Consider the following 16,630-nt stretch of genomic DNA (forward strand, 5'->3'; position numbering starts at 1 on the left):
AGAAAGAATAAGGAAAGCATAAAGATGCACCGTCGCCCCGTCACGCCAGCTTGAAGCCGATGCCCCACACGGTTTTGATGTAGTCGCCCTCGGCGCCCGCCGCCGCCAGCTTCTTGCGGATGTTGCTGACGTGCACGTTGATGGCGTTCTCCTCGCCGTAGTAGCCGCTCTTCCACACCAGCTCGTAGAGCAGTTCGCGCGAGAACACCTTGTCGGGGGCCTGCATGAGCACGTGCAGGATGTCGAACTCGTGCGCGGTCAGCGCCACCTCGGCGCCCCCGAGCGTCACGCGCCTGCACGCGACGTCCAGCCGCAGGTCGCGATGCGCGAGCACGTCGGCTGCGGCTGCGCCCGCGCCCGCGCTCGCGCCCGACCCGCCGGCCGCCGCGGCCCCGCCCGCGGCGCGGCGCAGCACCGCGTGCATCCGCGCGGCCACCTCGTCGGGGTCGAAGGGCTTCGTCACGTAGTCGTCCGCGCCCGCGGCCAGCATGCCCACCTTGTCGGCGGAGCCCGCCTTCGCCGACACCACGATCACCGGCACCGACGAGCCCAGCTCGCCCCTCAGGCGCGCCATGAGCTCGGAGCCCTCCATCCCCGGCAGCATCATGTCGAGCAGGATCAGGTCGAACGCCGCGCGCTCCATCCGCAGCAGCGCCTCGGTGCCCGAGTACGCCTGCACGGTGGCGAACCCCTCGCGCGCCGCGATCTTCGCGAGCAGCGCGTTGATGTCCGCGTCGTCCTCCACGATGAGAATGGTCTGCGCGCCCACAACGCCCCTTCCGAACCGATCGACGTGAAACCTTCGGGCCATGATACCGTGTAGCGCGGCGAAGCGCTATCATAGCCACGATCACACGAAAGGAGCACCCATGACGAACGCCGATCCCCGCACGGCGCAGCTGGCCGACCGCGAGGCGCTCGACCGACGCGCGCTCGAGCTGCACGGCATGAACTACAACTGCGCGCAGGCGGTGGCCTGCACGCTCGCGCCCGCCGTGCGCGCCGACGAGGACCAGTGCTTCCGCGCCGCCGAGGCGCTCGGCGCGGGCATGGGCGGGCTCACCGAAACCTGCGGGGCGCTCACGGGCGCCGCGATGATCATCGGCCTGGCGAACAGCAACGGCAAGGACGACCCCACGAGCAAGCAGGGCACCTACCGCATCATGCGCAAGCTGGTCGCCGACTTCCGCGCGCACAACGGCTCCACGCTGTGCCCCGAGCTCAAGGGGATCAAGACGAGGCAGCCTCTGCGCAGCTGCAACGATTGCATCCTCGACGCGCTGCACCTCGCCGCCGACGCGCTGGCCGCCGACGCGCCGCGCGCGAACGCGCGCTAGAGGCGCGCCAAGCGCTACTCGAAGGCCTCGCCCGCGAGCGCCTTCAAGCCGCTGGCGAGGGTGCCCTCGAGCGCCCGGTACTCGGGACGCTTGACTCCCTTTGCCGTGACCAGGCAAATCGCGATCGGCAAGCCGTCCTCGGGCCGCATGAGCCGCATCGTCGCGCCGGGCAGCATGCCGCCGAGCGCGGGAATGCCCACGGCCAGCACCAAGCCGAGGCGCTCGCGCAGGAACCGATCGATTTCCTGCGAGGTCATCGGCGAGCACGCGATGTCCACCCCGCGCTTGCGATACGTGGACACCACCACGTCGTTGAACAGCTCGAAGCCCTCGGAGGTCAGCACGGGATACGTCTTCAAGTCGTCGAGGCGCACCTCGTCGCGCGCCACGCAGGGATGGTTCTTCGCCATGAACACGCCGAGCGGCACGGCGCCCACGGGCACGCAGTCCACGGAGGGGTGCGACACCGCGCCCAGGGTGAGGAGCGCGTCGAACCTCCCCACGTGCAGCCCGTTCAGGCCCTTGCCGCTGGGAGCCAGCGACACCGTCACGCTCGCGTTGGTTATCCGCTGCGCCATCGCGGCGATGCGACGGCACGTCTGATCGAAGTTGTAGAACGGCGGCAGGCACAGCGCCATATGGAACACCTTGCTCTGAGATTCGAGCCCCCCCCCAGCACGTTGCGAACGCCTCCAGACGCTCGAACCCTTTGAGCACCGACGTCGCTTCCCGCAGAAACGCGTTGCCGAACGCCGTGGGGGCGATGCCGTGGCTCTTGCGCGAGAAGAGCGAGTACCCCAGCTCCCGCTCGAGGTCGCTCAGCGACTTCGAGATCGCCTGCACGCTGACGTACTCGTGTTTCGCCGCCGCGGTCAAGCTGCCATGGGCAACCGCGGAGGCGAAGTATCTGATCTGCTTGATGTTCAATAAACGCACTCTCGACTCTAGGGAACCTTGCACCGGTCTGACTTTATCGCATGCCGTTTTTCCCGGAAGCCAATCGCGTTTCATTCAATTATTTTTGTAATCACCTTTAGCCCGCCGACGGGCCGTTGAGCCCGATCACGTCCCCGTCGGTTCGCCTATCAGGTATCATAGGCGGAAACGTCACGCAGCATTCGTACGAGGAAGTGGTTCGCATGGTCGCCATCGCACAGCGCCGCACAACATCGAAGGTCCGTCCGGGGCTGCTCGCCCTGCTCGTCGCGCTGGCGGCGGCGCTCGCCGTCGTGCTGGGCTCCTGCTCCGCGCCGGCCCCGCAGGAAAGCGACGCGCAGCCGGCGCCGACCGAGCAGCTCGTCGTGAACGACACGCCGGAGCCGCCCGCGCCCGATCCCGAGTACATCCTCGTCATCGGCGACGACTCCTGGGAGCAGTACACGCCCGGCCACGCCGACCTCATGATGCTCATGCGCCTCGACTTCGAGCGCCACCAGATCACGCTCGTCTCCGTGCCGCGCGACACCGCCTACGTGTTCCCCGACGGCAACACCTCGAAGCTCAACCAGATGCTCACCATCGCCGGGCCCGAGGAACAGTGCGCCGCCGTGTCCGACGTCGTGGGCGTGGACGTGTCGCAGTACGTCGTCGTCGGGTTCGACGGGCTGCAGAGCATCGTCGAGCACTTCGGCGGCCTCGACCTGGACCTGCCCTACGGCTTGACGTACAACTTCTACACGAAGGACTACCCCGACGAGGTGTTCGACGCCGGCGAGCAGACGCTCACGCCGTGGAGGGCGATGGCGCTGTCCCGCGCGCGCACCGGCTACGGCGACACCGGCTACCAGCAGGAGATGATCCGCCAGGTGGTCGACCGCCAGATGATGACCGAGTTCATCGAGCTGGCGTACGCCGATCCGACGCAAACCGGCGCGCTGCTCACGCTGCTGCAGGGGTTCGTGACCACGAACGTGCCGCTCGACGACCAGCTGGCCTGGGCGGACGAGCTGGCTTCGGGCGACGAGATCACCGTGTACGGCACCACCGGCCCCTACTACGGCGACTTCATCGAGGAGCTCGGCGGCGTGTGGCTCGTGCCCGAGAGCCCCGAGGAGTGGAAGGCCCTCATGGACGCCGTCGACGCCGGCGAGGATCCGGCGCCCGCCGTCAGCGTCTGGAGCGCCGATACCGAGTCCCCCGAAGCCCCCGTCAGCACCACCACGGTGATCGACCTGCCGTAAGGCTTCTTCGCCCGCCCGCCGTTCGTCGAGCGGCGGGCGTCACCGCCCGGTCACCGCCCGAACAGCTGGTCGAGGGAGAACGCGAGGAGCGCGACGGCGTTTCGCTCCTGCGCCACCCGACCCTGCGACAGGTGGCGGTCGATGCCCTGGCGCGCCGAGCGGGCGATCTCGGCGAGGCCGTACGACACCCCCACGAGGTCGCCTCCCGTCAGCTCGAACTCGGAGGACGTCCCGGAAAGCCGGCCGAGGGCCCTCGGCTTCCCCGCGAGAAACAGGGTGCCCGCCGAACCGCACGCGAGCGCCCTGCCTATCAGGCCCCTGTTGTCTCGCCAACCGCTCAAAACAGACAGCCCGAGCGCCGACAAGCGCTCTGCGGAAGCGGGCGGCCGATCCTCCTGCCCGGAGGGGACGAGCGGACGGAGCAGCTCCACCGCGAGCGCCGTCTCGTTCTGCACGGCGGTTCTCATCCTGCAGATGCTCAGCGCATGGTCCATGAGCGTGACCAGCATGTCGTCGAACAGGTTGCCCGAGCAGATGGCGACGTCGAACCGCCGGCCCTTCCCGGCTTCGGCGAGGGCGGCGCGGGCGTTGCGGTAAGCCGGGCCGTCTTGGCTTGCCGACCCGCCCGAATCGACGCGCACGCTCCACGCCCCCACGCCCAGGCCGCCGCACAGCACGTCGAACCCCAGGATGAAGCCGAGCATGCGGTAGTACAGAAACGCCGTCAAGGGGTCGCGAAACAGCCCTTGTACCTCGTCGGCGCGGCCGAAGGCGACGTCCTTCTCGATGCCTGCCTCGAAGAGGGCGTTGAGATACGGGAGCGCGTCCGCGATGAGGAGCTGCAAAGCCTCGCGATCGCGATCGCCGCAGCTTCGCGCCGCGCGCACCTCGGCGACGAGCGCACAATAGTGATCCATAGCCGTTCCTTACCGATTGTCATCTGGAACAGCAACTATAGCAACAAAATACGTTGCTTACAATGGTTAGAATATGTTGCTATTTGAAATAGCAACATATTCTATTGCCTATCTGTACCGCACGGGACACGGCTGGACGAAGGCGCCCTCGCAGGCCATGCGGCGGGCGCAGCCGGGAGCCATGCCCTGGGCGACGAGGCACCGCTCGACGGTCTCCACGGACGCCGCGAGGGTGCGCGCCTCCTCGTCGCCTTGCGCGGTGAGCGCCAGACGATGGCCGCGGCCCTCCGTCACGAGCCCCATCGCCTCGAGCCGCTCGACGGCCTTCGTCACGCTCGGCCTGGAAACCTCCAGCCGGTCGGCCAGCTCCACGCGCCGCTCGACGCCGTCCCGGATGGCCAGCAGGTAGCGCGCGAGGGCCGGGGTCAACCCGCTCATTTCACCGCCCTCGCAAGGCACGCGTTCGAACCGGCCCGCTTCCACCCCACCTCGCCGAACCACGTCCCCAGGATATCGCGCAGCTCGCGCTCGGAGTATATGCGCACGTCGCCTTCGTTGTTGTACGGCATGAACGCGTTCATCACCGTGCGCGCCGGGGCCGGCAGCCAGCACTCCCCCACGACGAGCACGCCGCCCGGGCGCAGCACCCGCCACGCCTCGAACGCCGCGCGGCGCGGGTCGGGATAGTGGTGGAACGAGTCGTTGCAGTAGGCGACGTCGAACGTCTCGTCCGCGAAGGGGAGATGCTCGCTGTCCGCCTGGTGCAGCGCGGCGCGCCGCCCCAACCGCTGCCGCGCGCGGTCGAGCATGGCCGCGGACAGGTCGATCCCGTCCAGCTCGACGTCGGGAAGCGCCTCCAGCACCAGCTGGGCGAGCGCGCCGGTTCCGCATCCCACGTCCAGCACGCGCGCGGGCGCGGCGGCCGCCACCTCCTCCAGCACGTAGGGGTAGAGCCGGCGCGCGTGCTCCCCCTTCATGTCGTCGTCGTACGTCGGCGCCTGCGCGTCGAACGCCTGCCGGGAAACCTCCTTGGCGTCGCGCACGACGCCGTCTGTCGATTCGCTCATGCTTGCTCCTTTCCTCGTTCGTCTCGTTGCATTCCTGTGTCCTTCGCTTCATTAAACGCTGTTCAATCATCGGTTCGAAAAATGCCCCGGCGGGCCGGGGCGGGTGTGGCGGGATGGGGCGGCTAGTCCAGCGGCGCGGTCTGGGAATCGAGGAGCGCGTAGACGTAGCTCCGAACGAGCGCCAGCGCCTCGGGGTCGGGCGCGTTCGCGCTCGTCAGGATGTTCATCTGCCCGTGCGTGATGAAATCGACCAGCACCTCGGGCGACGCCACCGTCACGCCGCGCTTGCGCGCGTCGGCCTTGAGGGCGGCGACCATGTGCGGGCGGATGCGGTCGCACAGCTCGAAGCCGAGCTGGCGGTGGAATTCCCGATTGCCCTCCTCGTGGAAGAACTCGTGGTAGCGCAGGCTTCCCTCGTCGGCGACGGCGCTGAACAGCGCGTCGATCTTGTCGGTCAGCGAGATGCTCGCATCGTCGAGGATGCGGAGGTAGTCGCGGCAGCACTCCTCCGCGTACGCTTCGAGGGCGGCGGAGAACAGCTTCTGCTTGGAGTCGAAGTAGTGGTAGCACAGCCCCGGCGTGATGCCCGCCGCGTGCGAGATGTCGCGCATGGACACCGCCTCGTAGCCGCGCTCGACGAACAGCTCCATGGCCGTCTCGAGAATGTCCCGCTTCCGCTCCTCCGGATCCTTCACCGTTCGCACCACGTCGCGCCCTTCCGCCTCGCCGTCGTTCCTCGTCGATCATGCCACGCCATTGAACGATTGTCAATGAACAATGTTTAACGAAATCAGACCCGCCCTTCCAGCGCGGCAAAAAACGCGCAGCGGCGCAGCGGCGCGGCCGGCCGCCCTCTGCGTACGCCCTCTGCGTACGCCCTCCCCCGGCCGCCCTCCCCCGGCCGCCTCGCGCCCCTCGCGCCATCGCACCCCCAGCCCCCAGCGCCCTCCGCGCCCGCCGCGCCCCGGCCGCCCCGTGCCCCCTGCACCCTCCGCGCCCGCCGCGCCCCCTCGCGCTGAAGCGTTGCGCGGCTTCGAATGTTTCACGTGAAACATTCGTTCGTGTTCCGAAAGGTATTTCTTCCTTGCGCTGTCCGAGGGCGAGTGCTATAAAGTTTGATGCATCTAACTTATACCCATCCGCACAGGAGCGCCCATGAACCAGAGCACGAACGTCTCGCCTGCCCGGCCTTTTCTCACGGTAGACGGTTTGTACAAGCACTACGGAGAAGGCGAAGCCCGCGTGACGGTGCTCAAGGACATCGCCACCTCGATCGGGAAGGGCGAGGTGTGCGTGCTGCTGGGGCCGTCGGGCTCGGGCAAGTCGACGTTCCTCAACCTCGTGGGCGGGCTGGAGCCCGCCGACGCCGGCAGCATCCGCGTCGGCAGCTGCGAGCTCACGGGGCTCTCCGCCAAGGACCTCGGCGAGTACCGTCGCCGCGAGCTGGGCTTCGTGTTCCAGTTCTACAACCTCGTGCCCGACCTCACCGTGCGCGAGAACATCGAGGTGTGCCGCTACCTCAGCAAGAACCCCCTGCCGCTCGACGACCTGCTGCACTCGCTCGGCCTTTGGGAGCACCGCGACAAGTTCCCCCGCCAGGTGTCCGGCGGGCAGCAGCAGCGCTGCGCCATCGGCCGCGCGCTGGTGAAGAACCCCGGCCTGCTGCTGTGCGACGAGCCCACCGGCGCGCTGGACTACCAGACCTCGAAGGAGATCCTGGAGCTGATGGAGCAGGTCAACCGCGATTTCGGCTGCACCATCGTCATCGTCACGCACAACGACGCCATCAAGCACATGGCGCACCGCATCCTGCGCCTGCGCGACGGCTCGCTCGTGGAGGACGAGCGCAACGCCGCGCTCGTGCCCGCCCGCAACCTGGAATGGTAGGTGCGCCGTGCCTTCTCCCCTCGTCCGCCGCCTGCCCCGCGAGCTGAAGCACAACCTGGGCAAGTACCTGGGCATCTTCCTGCTCATGACCGTGTCCATCACGCTCGTCTCGGGCTTCTTGGTGGCGGCCAGCAGCATTGAGCGCATCATCGACGGCATGCGCGACGCCTACGTCGTCGAGGACGGCCGCTTCACCACCAGCTTCGAGGCGCCCGTCGAGGCCGTCGAGGCCGTGGAGGACCTCGGCGTCACCGTGCACGAGAACTTCAGCTACGACCTGGCGCTCGCCCAGGACGGCGGCGTGCAGGATGCCGTCGTGCGCATCCACCAGAACCGCACCGGCTTCAACGAGGCCGCCTACGTCGAGGGCCGCGCCCCACGCGGCGCGGACGAGATCGCGCTCGACCGCGTCTTCTGCGAGCACAACGGCATCGAGGTGGGCGACGAGGTGCAGGTGGACGGGCGGGCCTTCGCCGTGTCGGGCATCATGACGCTGCCCGACTACGCGGCGCTCTTCGAGAAGAACAGCGACTTCGTCATGAACACGCTCACGTTCAGCTCGGGCGTGGTGGACGCGCCTGCGTTCGACGGGCTGTCCGGCAGCGAGACGTTCACCTACTCGTTCGTCTGCGACGACCGCGGCCTGTCGCCCGCCGACCGCACCGACCTGGAAAGCGACCTGGTCGAGGCGCTCGGCGAGAACGGCGCCGTGCTCACCGACCTCGTGGACGCCGACGCGAACCAGGGCATCGTCTACCCCGGCGAGGACGTCGAGGGCGACCAGCTCATGTGGGAGGTGCTGCTGTTCCTCATCGTCATCATCATGGCGTTCGTGTTCGTGGTGCTGACCTCGGCCACCATCGACGAGGAAAGCGCCATCATCGGCACGCTGCTGGCCTCGGGCTACCGCAAGCGCGAGCTGATCGGCCACTACCTGGCGCTGCCGCTTTTCGTGGGGCTGGCGGCCGCCGTCGCGGGCAACGTGCTGGGCTACACGGCCCTCGCCGAGCCCATGAAGAACCTCTACTACAACAGCTACAGCCTGCCTCCCTACGAGGCGTTCTGGAACTGGCGCGTGTTCCTCCTGACCACGGTGCTGCCGTTCGCCCTGCTCATCGGCATCACGTTCGTCGGCCTGTGCCGGAAGCTGCGCTGCACGCCCCTGCAGTTCCTGCGCCGCGAGACGGCGCGCGCGGGCGTGCGCGGCGGCATGCGCCTCAACCAGCGCCTGGGCTTCGTCGCCCGCTTCCGGCTGCGCGTGTTCCTGCGCAACCTCTCGCACTTCGCCACGCTGTTCGTGGGGATAGCGTTCGCCAGCCTGTTGCTGCTGTTCGGCCTGTGCATGATGCCGACGATGGACCACTACGCCGATTCGCTGCGCGACAACCTGGCGGCGGAGCACCAGTACACGCTGAAGGCGCCGCTCGAGATCGACGCGAGCGCCGAGGAGCGCGAGGCCTTCGCCGCCGCGACGACGCTGGCCACCGCATCGCAAGCCGACCTCGAGGCCATGGACCCGACGGAGCTGGCGAAGCTGGCGCAGAAGGCCGCCGGCGTCGATGCCGACGCGAACCCCGTGAACACGCGGGAGAACGCCGACGCCGCCATCGCGCAGGCCGAGAAGTACGCGGCCGCCCAGCTGGAAACCGCCCGGCCCCTCGACAGCGGCGCCGAGACCGTCACCGTGTACGGCGTCCAGGAGGATTCGCGCTACTGGGACGACGTGGACGTAGGCGGCGGCAAGGTGGCCGTCGGACGCGGCTTGGCGGAGAAGTGCGGCATGGTCGTGGGAGAACCCGCCACGTTCGACGATGCGTACGCCGACACGTCCTACGACCTCGTGCCCACCTCGGTGGTGGGCGGCTCCACGGACACGGCCGTCTATATGTCGCTCGACGACTTCAACGAGCTGTTCGGCAACGACGCCGGCCACTTCAACGGCTACGCGTCCGACGAGGCGCTCGACCTCGACGAGCGGTACCTGGCCAGCGACCTCACGCCGGCCGACATGGACAAGATCGGCGCGCAGATGCGGGACTCCATGGGCGACATGGTGGGCATGCTGGTGGCGGCCGCCGTGCTCGTCTACCTCGTGCTCATGTACCTGCTGACCAAGACCGTCATCGACCGCAGCGCGCGGGCCATCTCGTACATGAAGGTGTTCGGCTACCGCGACGGCGAGATCAACAAGCTGTACCTGCACTCCATCACGGTGACGGTGATCGCGTCGCTGCTGGTGAGCCTGCCGCTCGTCATCGGCGGCATCACGGCCCTGCTCAAGGTGGTGTTCATGAAGTACAACGGCAGCATCGAGGTGTTCACGCCCGCCGACCGCCTGGTCGTGGTCGTGCTCATCGGCGTGGCCGTGTACGCCGTCGTCGCCTTCCTGCACACGAGGCGCATCAAGCGCGTGCCCCTGGCGCTGAAGGTGCAGGAGTAGCCGCGCCACGAACGGATGTTTCACGTGAAACACCCGTTCGCGCTCCCGGGAGGGTGCGCGCTCCCGGGGATGGGGTCATGCCGCGCGCGGTGCGCGGGAGGGCCGGTGAACGCGCCCGCCCTCCTCTCTTGGGTGAGCCTTGCGTAACGCTCTGCTTGCCGGGGCGCGCTTATGCTACGATGGGCTTCCGAGAAAGGACGGCATCGCATGCCCATCAACAAGGCGGTTCTCGCTGCATTCAAGGCAGCAACGCGGCTTCGGCCCGACATCAGGGAGTTCTACAAGGCGCAGCGCTTCGCCGAAGACGTCAGCGCCAAGCTCGTGCTGCCCAACCCCCGCTGCCGCATCGACGAGGCCACCGCCACGATGCCGGACGGCTTCGAGGTGCCGCTGCGCGTGTTCACCCCGCTCGACTTCGACTTCTCGCTCGCCGAGGGGCTCAAGGTGTGCGAGGATTCCCGCGGCACCATCCTGTTCTTCCACGGCGGCGGCTGGGTGAACGGCACGGTGGACTTCTACATCGACGCGTGCACCACCATGGCCATCCAGCTGGAGCGGCGCGTGGTGTCGGTGGACTACCGGCGCGCGCCCGAGCACCGCTTCCCCCAGGCGGCCGAAGACTGCTACGAAGTGGCGCGCCAGCTGTACGCGGGCACGCTGCTGGCCGACGTCGACCCCGAGCACGTGGTGCTGTTCGGCGACAGCGCGGGCGGCAACCTCGCGGCGGCGCTGTCGCTCATGGCGCGCGACCGCGGCGACTTCGAGCCGCGCACGCAGATGCTGCTGTACCCCGTCACGTACAACGACCACGACCCCTTCACGTCGTGGTTCGACTCGGTGCGCGAGAACGGCGAGGACTACCTGCTCACCTGGCGCGACATCGAGGGCTACATGGAGCTGTACCGCTCCTGCCCCGCCGACCTCGACAACCCCTACTTCGCCCCGCTGCTCGACCCCGACCTGTCGGGCCAGCCGCGCACGCTCGTCATCAGCGCCGAGTACTGCCCGCTGCGCGACGAGGGCGAGGCGTACGCCGGGCGCCTGGAGCTGGAGGGCGGCGAGGTGCAATGCTACCGCATGCTGGACGCCGTGCACGGTTACCTGCTGTACCCGTCGATCCTCAGCCTGGTCAAAGACACGTACCGCATCATCAAGCACTTCCTCGACGGCGAAGAGCTTGCGCAGGAGGGTGAACCCGCATGGCTCGGGATACTTGGTACCGACTAGACAACGTCGGCAAGTTCTACTCGTCCCAGGCGGGCAGCTCGGCTCAAACGGTGTTCCGCTACGCGGCCACCATGCGCGACGACGTGGATCCCGCGACGCTGCAGCGCGCGCTCGAGAGGACGGTGTCCGCCTTCCCCAACTTCAACGTGTGCCTGCGCAGCGGCATGTTCTGGCACTACCTGGAGCAGGCCGCCGAGCCGCCCGCCGTGCACCGCGAGAACCTCCCTTTGTGCTACGGCCTGCACGTCCACGCGAAGAGCGTGCTGTTCCGCGTCAGCTACCACGCCGCGCGCATCAACCTCGAGGTGTCGCACATCGTGTCGGACGGGCGCGGCTCCCTGAGCTTCTTCAAGGCGCTGCTGCACGCCTACATCGAGGAGCGCTACGGGGTGGAGGGCGTGTCGCCCGAGTACGACGGCTCCGACCACCAGAAGGCGGAGAACAGCTTCGACAAGTACTTCGAGCGCGACAAGGCCGCCCCCACGCGCGCGCCGAAGGTGTACCGCCTTTCCGGCTGGCGCGACAAGGCCGACCCCACGTTCTTCGAGTACCATCTGCCCGCGGGCCGCGTGCTCGACCTCGCGCACGACTGCGGCGTCAGCCTCACCGCGCTGCTGATCGCCGTCATCATGTGCTCCATCCGCGCCGAGATGCCGCGCCGCGAGCGGCAGCGGGCCATCCGCATGGACGTGCCCGTCGACCTGCGGCGCTTCTTCAAGTCCACCACCGTCAAGAACTTCTTCGGGCTGGCCTTCGTGTCCTACATCCCCGGCGACGAGGACGAGCCCGTCGAGGTCGTGGCGCGCCAGATCCACGACCAGCTTCGAGCCGCCACGCAGGCCGACGAGCTCAAGAGCCGCATGAACCGCATGATCAAGCTCGAGAAGAACCCGCTGCTGCGCCTGGCCCCGCTGTTCGTGAAGGACGCCATCCTGGAGCTGGCCGACCGCGTGGCCGCGCGCGACGTGACCACCACGATGTCGAACCTCGGCACCATCCGCATCGACGAGCGGCTGGCCCCCTACCTCCGCGACGTCAACATCCTCACGTCCACCACCGGCATGAACTTCATGGCGTGCTCGTTCGGCGACGACCTGAGCATCGGCATATCCACGGTGTACTCGAACCCCGACATCATCAAGAACTTCTGCCGGTTCTTCTCGGGGCGCGGCATCGAGGGCACGCTCAACCTCAACAAGACGAGCGAAGAGGTGGCCGAGGATCGCATCGAGACGAAGATCGAGGCGTCGATGAAGCGCCTGGGCGGGCAGGGTCCCGCGCGCGGCGAAGCGACGGACGCGAGGGAGGACGACGGCCGATGAAGCGATGCGAAAAATGCGGCGTGAGGTTCTCCGGCGACTTCGACCGGTGCCCGCTGTGCCAGTCCGAGCTCGAGGGCGACGCGTCGCCGTCGGTGTTCCCGCGCAACGAGGTGCGCAAGTCGGGCGCGCTGGCGCTGGCGGTGCTGGCGTTCGCCACCGGGGCATGCCTGCTGGTCATGCTGTTCCTCGGCAACCTGCTGGGCCTGCCGGGCGACATCGTGCTCACCGTGTGCCTCGGCCTCGTGGTGAACTACCTGTTCGTGCGCAACATCATCACGCACACGCCCGACTTTTTGCGCGTGGTGGTGCGCTACTTCCTCGTGCTGCTGGCCATCGCCGCCGTGTGGTTCCTCGTGTCGCGCAACCTCGTGGTGACGACGTTCGTCATCCCCGGCATCTGCCTTCTGGCGCTCGTGTTCGACGGCGTGCTGCTCGCGGTGTTCCGCGGCACCTTCGTGTCGGGCTACGCCAAGTACCTGCTGTTCGACGTGGCGCTGGGCCTCATCCCGCTCGCGCTGTCCGCGCTGGGGCTCACCACCTGGGACGTGCTGGCCAACGTGAGCGCCCTCGTCGCCAGCGTGTTCCTGCTGGGCCTCGTCGTGTTCACCCGCAAGCAGCTGGTGGCCGAGGTGCGTAAGCTGTTCTCGGCGTAGGGGAAAGGCGCCCCGGCCGCGGCGCGGTCGCGGCCGGCGCTATCGCCGCGCCACGTAGTAGCCGGCGCCGGCGACCGCGTCCCTGATCTCCTCGGCGTCCAGCGGCCGCTTCGACAGCACGTGCGCCGACCCCGCGTCCGCGTCGACGCGGGCCCAGGTGTCCCCGAGCGCGTTCAGGGCGTTCTCCACCGCGTTCGCGCAAGCGGGACACGTCATGCCGCCCACCTGCACGTCCTGGACGTACGGGTAGTGCGCCTCGTCCGTGTCGGCCACGCGCACGCGCTTCGACTTCGCGCCGCCGCCCCCGCCGCCCCCGCAGCAGTCCGATGTGCCGAAGAACACCCTGAACATGCGCCGACAGGCGAACACGGCGATGACGAGGATGAGGACCAGGACGATGGCGGTCGATGCGTTCATGGCAGCGTCCTTTCGCGACGGGCGGTCGGTGGCGGGCGGAGCGGCGGCGACGCGACCGAGAGGCGTCGCGCGGCAGCCCCGCCAATAGTTACATACAGCTAACTTAATTGTAACACCGAAGCCCGCTCGCGCAAGAGGTCTCCCGCGCCGCGCGCCCCTACCCCTCCAAGGGACCGGGGATGCAGATGCTCCTGCCGCCGATGCGCTCGACGTTCACCTCGATGCCGTAGAGCGCGCCCATGCTCTCGGGGGTGATCACCTCGCGCGCGGGTCCCGCGCACGTGATGCGGCCCTCCCCCATGACCGCCGTCGTGCCGCCCAGCTCAAGGGCGTGGTCGGGAAAGTGCGTGGTCATGATGACGCCCATGCCCTGGGCGCACAGCTGCTCCACCAGCTTGACGAAGCGGTACTGGTTGCCGAAATCGAGGTGCGCCGTCGGCTCGTCCAGCACGAGCACGTCGGGCTCCTGGGCCAGCGCCGAGGCGATCATCACCAGCTGGCGCTCGCCTCCCGATATCTGCGTGTACGGCTTGTCGCGCAGATGCGCGATGCCGAGGAAGTCCAGCTTCTCGAGCGCGCACGCCTCGTCCGCCGCGCCGGGCGTGGAGAACCGCCCGATGATGGACGTGCGCCCCATGGTCACCACGTCGATGACCGGGTACTCGAAGGCCGGCACGTGCGTTTGGGGGATGTAGGCCACGAGGCGCGCCAGGTCGCGCATCGCGTACGAGCCCACGGGCCTGCCGTCGATGCGCACCTCGCCGCCGGTGGGCTTGAACGCCCCGATGACGCACTGCAAAAGCGTGCTCTTCCCCGTCCCGTTCGATCCGAGGATGCACAGCGCCTCGGGCGATTCGTACGTCAGCGACAGGCCGTCGATCACCGAGCGCCCGCCGCCGTCGTAGGAGAACTTCAGGTTGTCGATGTCGAGACGCATTACCACGCAACCTTTCTCCGGTAGATGAAGTACAGGAACATGGGCACGCCGATGATGCCCGTGATCACCCCGATGGGTATCTCGAACGCGGAAACCGTGCGGCACAGGTCGTCGATGGCGATGAGGTAGCACATGCCCAGCGAGATGGAGGCCGGCAGCAACCGCCGGAAATCGGGCCCCACCAGCATGCGCGCCAGATGCGGCACCACGATGCCCACCCAGCCGATGATGCCCGAGATGCTCACCGTGAGCGCGGTCACCACCGAGCACGACGCGATGATGATGCCGCGGTCGCGCCCCACGTCGATGCCGAACGAGCGCGCCTCCGCGTCGCCCAGGCTCAGCACGTTCGCCTTCCAGCGGAACAGGAACAGCACGCCCATGAACACGAGGTACAGCGGCAGCACGGCCAAAAGGGCGTCGTAGCCCACACCCGACAGCGACCCCATGAGCCAGTAGACGATCTGCGGCAGCTTCTCGGTGGGGTCGGCCACGAACTTGAGCAGCGACACGAGCGACGAGAACAGCGACCCGATGAGCATGCCCGACAGGATGAGCGTCACCGTGGACGCGCGCCCGCGCGCCACGATGGCGAAGGCCAGCGCCACGGCCGCCAGGCCGAACGCGATGGCCCCCAGCTGCGTGCCGAAGCCCGACAGCCCCAGCACGATGGCCAGCGCCGCGCCGAATCCGGCGCCGTTCGACACGCCGAGGGTGTCGGGCGCGGCAAGCGGATTCTTGAACAGCCCTTGGAACAGGGCGCCCGTGGCCGACAGCCCCGCGCCCACCATGGCGGCGGCCAGCACGCGCGGCATGCGCACCTCCCACACGAGGTTCGCCGCCATCGCGTCCACGCCGGCGTCCTGCCCGGTGACCCGCGCGACGATGATCTGGCACACCTCGAGCGGGCTGATGGCATAGGCGCCCAGCGCGAGCGACCCCACCGCGAAGACGAGCGGCAGCGCGACGAGCACCGCCACCGTCACCGCGTCGAGGCCGCGCCGGGCCGTGGCCTTCGCGTCGCCCATCGCCTACACGGTGCCCGTGAACTCGACGCCGTAGAAGTCGCGGTAGAAGCGCTCCGCGTACTCGCGCACCGTGTCGGCGCTCACCTTCTCCGGGTAGAACTGGTTCGCCAGCCACAGCTCGCCCAGCGCGATGGAGTCGGTATCGGGGTTGCCCCACGGCTTCGTCCAATACGGGGCCAACAGCACCTTGCCGTTTTTCACCGCCTGGAGCTCTTGGTACTTCGCGTCGGCCGTGATGGTATCGTACACGTCCATGTAACGGTCCTGCACGATGATGACCTCGGGATCCCACGAAGCCAGCATCTCGAACGTGTAGGGCTTGTAGCCCTGGATGTCCTCGGCGGCCACGTTCACCGCGCCGGCGCGCAGAAGCTGGCAGCCCACGTACTTGTCGTTGCCGTAGGTCTGCTCCTTCGTGTTGGCCACGAACACGCGGATGCGGTCGGCGTCGTCCATCTGGCCGATGGCCTCGTCCACGATGGCGCGGCTCTCCAGGCACATCTTCCAGATGTCGCCGGCTTTCTGGTCGGCGCCGGTCAGGCGGCCCAGCGTGGAGATGGCCCACTGGCAGCCCTCCGTGTAAGCCGCATCGGCGTCGGCGAGGCGCGGGTTCTGCGCCTCGGCCTGCTTGCCCTCGCCGCGCAGCGACACCACGACCACGGGGATGCCCAGCTCGGACACCTGCTTCATCGCGTCGGGGTCGGCCTGCGACGCGGCGATCACCACGTCGGGCTTGAGCGCGGCGATGGCCTCGACGCTCCAATCGGTCAAGTCTCCCGGGGTGGGCAGGTCGTCGATGCCGGGGAACACGTCGCGCATGTACGCGCCCAGGTCGCCCTCCCAGTTCTTCTCGGTGCCCACCACCTTGTCCTGCATGCCCAGCTGGGCCAACATGTCGAGCGAGTGGTGCTGCATGACCACCATGCGCTGCACCGGCACGCTGACCGTCACCGTGGTGCCCGCCTGGTCCTCGAAGGTCCAATCCTCCTGCGATACGGGCTCGGTCGCCTTCGCCGCCCCTTCGGCGTCGCCGCCGTCGGCGACGGGTGCCTCGTCCTGCGGTGCGGACGAGCAGCCGGCGAGGCCGAAGGCCGCCACGCTGCCGATACCCACGAGCGTGCCCTTCAGAAATGTGCGGCGCGAGAACAATTCCATGGTCTTCCTGCTTTCGTTGCGAATTCCCTACCCTCTATACGTTCAGCCGGCTTTTCCCCGGTC

17 protein-coding genes and 1 pseudogene are annotated in these 16,630 nt (G+C 68.1%); 7 read left to right on the top strand and 11 right to left on the bottom strand.

Annotated features, from left to right (window positions below; translation table 11 throughout):
* Nucleotides 1-40: 40 nt before the first annotated feature.
* Nucleotides 41-769: a response regulator transcription factor gene (locus H8S61_RS12425; RefSeq protein WP_186939200.1), complete on the bottom strand. Its 729-nt coding sequence runs from the start codon at nucleotides 767-769 to the stop codon at nucleotides 41-43.
* A gap of 100 nt (nucleotides 770-869) precedes the next feature.
* Here H8S61_RS12425 and H8S61_RS12430 point away from each other — a divergent pair, with 100 nt between their 5' ends.
* On the top strand, nucleotides 870-1,337 hold the full coding sequence (locus tag H8S61_RS12430) for a C-GCAxxG-C-C family protein (protein ID WP_160942630.1): 468 nt from the start codon (nucleotides 870-872) through the stop codon (nucleotides 1,335-1,337).
* A 14-nt stretch (nucleotides 1,338-1,351) separates the two neighbouring features.
* On the opposite strand, the gene H8S61_RS12435 is transcribed toward H8S61_RS12430, so the two are convergent.
* Nucleotides 1,352-1,975, bottom strand: coding sequence for a LysR substrate-binding domain-containing protein (locus H8S61_RS12435; RefSeq protein ID WP_186939201.1), 624 nt, complete (start codon nucleotides 1,973-1,975; stop codon nucleotides 1,352-1,354).
* Between the two features lie 118 nt (nucleotides 1,976-2,093).
* A pseudogene (locus H8S61_RS17745) lies at nucleotides 2,094-2,348 on the bottom strand (LysR family transcriptional regulator); the annotation flags it as partial.
* A 128-nt stretch (nucleotides 2,349-2,476) separates the two neighbouring features.
* On the opposite strand from H8S61_RS17745, the gene H8S61_RS12445 reads away from it, so the two are divergent.
* Complete coding sequence (locus tag H8S61_RS12445) at nucleotides 2,477-3,517, top strand: LCP family protein (RefSeq protein WP_186939202.1); 1,041 nt, start codon at nucleotides 2,477-2,479, stop codon at nucleotides 3,515-3,517.
* A 50-nt stretch (nucleotides 3,518-3,567) separates the two neighbouring features.
* Here H8S61_RS12445 and H8S61_RS12450 read toward each other — a convergent pair whose 3' ends face one another.
* The 4 genes from H8S61_RS12450 to H8S61_RS12465 all read right to left on the bottom strand — a co-directional run bounded on the left by H8S61_RS12450 (nucleotide 3,568) and on the right by H8S61_RS12465 (nucleotide 6,208).
* A complete protein-coding gene (locus H8S61_RS12450) occupies nucleotides 3,568-4,434 on the bottom strand; it encodes a hypothetical protein (protein ID WP_186939203.1) in 867 nt (288 codons plus the stop codon).
* Nucleotides 4,435-4,542: 108 nt separating this feature from the next.
* Nucleotides 4,543-4,872, bottom strand: coding sequence for a metal-dependent transcriptional regulator (locus H8S61_RS12455; protein ID WP_186939204.1), 330 nt, complete (start codon nucleotides 4,870-4,872; stop codon nucleotides 4,543-4,545).
* Nucleotides 4,869-5,501: a class I SAM-dependent methyltransferase gene (locus H8S61_RS12460; RefSeq protein ID WP_186939205.1), complete on the bottom strand. Its 633-nt coding sequence runs from the start codon at nucleotides 5,499-5,501 to the stop codon at nucleotides 4,869-4,871. Before H8S61_RS12460 ends, H8S61_RS12455 begins: the two co-directional genes overlap by 4 nt.
* A 122-nt stretch (nucleotides 5,502-5,623) precedes the next feature.
* Nucleotides 5,624-6,208 carry a TetR/AcrR family transcriptional regulator gene (locus tag H8S61_RS12465; protein WP_160942625.1) on the bottom strand — a complete coding sequence of 195 codons (585 nt, stop codon included), beginning with the start codon at nucleotides 6,206-6,208 and terminating at the stop codon, nucleotides 5,624-5,626.
* 448 nt (nucleotides 6,209-6,656) lie between these two features.
* On the opposite strand from H8S61_RS12465, the gene H8S61_RS12470 reads away from it, so the two are divergent.
* The 5 genes from H8S61_RS12470 to H8S61_RS12490 all read left to right on the top strand — a co-directional run bounded on the left by H8S61_RS12470 (nucleotide 6,657) and on the right by H8S61_RS12490 (nucleotide 13,030).
* Nucleotides 6,657-7,388 (top strand): ABC transporter ATP-binding protein, encoded by a 732-nt coding sequence (locus H8S61_RS12470; protein ID WP_186939206.1) that lies wholly within the window; start codon nucleotides 6,657-6,659, stop codon nucleotides 7,386-7,388.
* Nucleotides 7,389-7,395: 7 nt separating this feature from the next.
* Complete coding sequence (locus H8S61_RS12475) at nucleotides 7,396-9,828, top strand: FtsX-like permease family protein (RefSeq protein ID WP_186939207.1); 2,433 nt, start codon at nucleotides 7,396-7,398, stop codon at nucleotides 9,826-9,828.
* 207 nt (nucleotides 9,829-10,035) lie between these two features.
* The gene (locus H8S61_RS12480; RefSeq protein WP_160942622.1) at nucleotides 10,036-11,055 is read left to right on the top strand and encodes an alpha/beta hydrolase; all 1,020 of its coding nucleotides are present in this window, start codon (nucleotides 10,036-10,038) and stop codon (nucleotides 11,053-11,055) included.
* Entirely contained in the window at nucleotides 11,028-12,377 is a 1,350-nt protein-coding gene (locus H8S61_RS12485; RefSeq protein WP_186939208.1) for a phthiocerol/phthiodiolone dimycocerosyl transferase family protein, read from the top strand. Before H8S61_RS12480 ends, H8S61_RS12485 begins: the two co-directional genes overlap by 28 nt.
* Nucleotides 12,374-13,030: a DUF6320 domain-containing protein gene (locus tag H8S61_RS12490; RefSeq protein ID WP_186939209.1), complete on the top strand. Its 657-nt coding sequence runs from the start codon at nucleotides 12,374-12,376 to the stop codon at nucleotides 13,028-13,030. The genes H8S61_RS12485 and H8S61_RS12490 overlap by 4 nt, the downstream gene beginning before the upstream one ends.
* Nucleotides 13,031-13,069: 39 nt before the next feature.
* On the opposite strand, the gene H8S61_RS12495 is transcribed toward H8S61_RS12490, so the two are convergent.
* The 4 genes from H8S61_RS12495 to H8S61_RS12510 all read right to left on the bottom strand — a co-directional run bounded on the left by H8S61_RS12495 (nucleotide 13,070) and on the right by H8S61_RS12510 (nucleotide 16,567).
* Nucleotides 13,070-13,447 (bottom strand): heavy-metal-associated domain-containing protein, encoded by a 378-nt coding sequence (locus tag H8S61_RS12495; RefSeq protein WP_186939210.1) that lies wholly within the window; start codon nucleotides 13,445-13,447, stop codon nucleotides 13,070-13,072.
* Between the two features lie 157 nt (nucleotides 13,448-13,604).
* Entirely contained in the window at nucleotides 13,605-14,384 is a 780-nt protein-coding gene (locus H8S61_RS12500) for an ABC transporter ATP-binding protein (protein ID WP_186939256.1), read from the bottom strand.
* Nucleotides 14,384-15,412 carry a FecCD family ABC transporter permease gene (locus tag H8S61_RS12505; protein ID WP_186939211.1) on the bottom strand — a complete coding sequence of 343 codons (1,029 nt, stop codon included), beginning with the start codon at nucleotides 15,410-15,412 and terminating at the stop codon, nucleotides 14,384-14,386. Before H8S61_RS12505 ends, H8S61_RS12500 begins: the two co-directional genes overlap by 1 nt.
* 3 nt (nucleotides 15,413-15,415) lie before the next feature.
* Nucleotides 15,416-16,567 (bottom strand): ABC transporter substrate-binding protein, encoded by a 1,152-nt coding sequence (locus H8S61_RS12510; RefSeq protein WP_160942616.1) that lies wholly within the window; start codon nucleotides 16,565-16,567, stop codon nucleotides 15,416-15,418.
* Nucleotides 16,568-16,630: the final 63 nt, after the last annotated feature.

This window comes from Eggerthella hominis (assembly GCF_014287365.1).
In the GTDB taxonomy this organism is placed as follows: domain Bacteria; phylum Actinomycetota; class Coriobacteriia; order Coriobacteriales; family Eggerthellaceae; genus Eggerthella; species Eggerthella guodeyinii.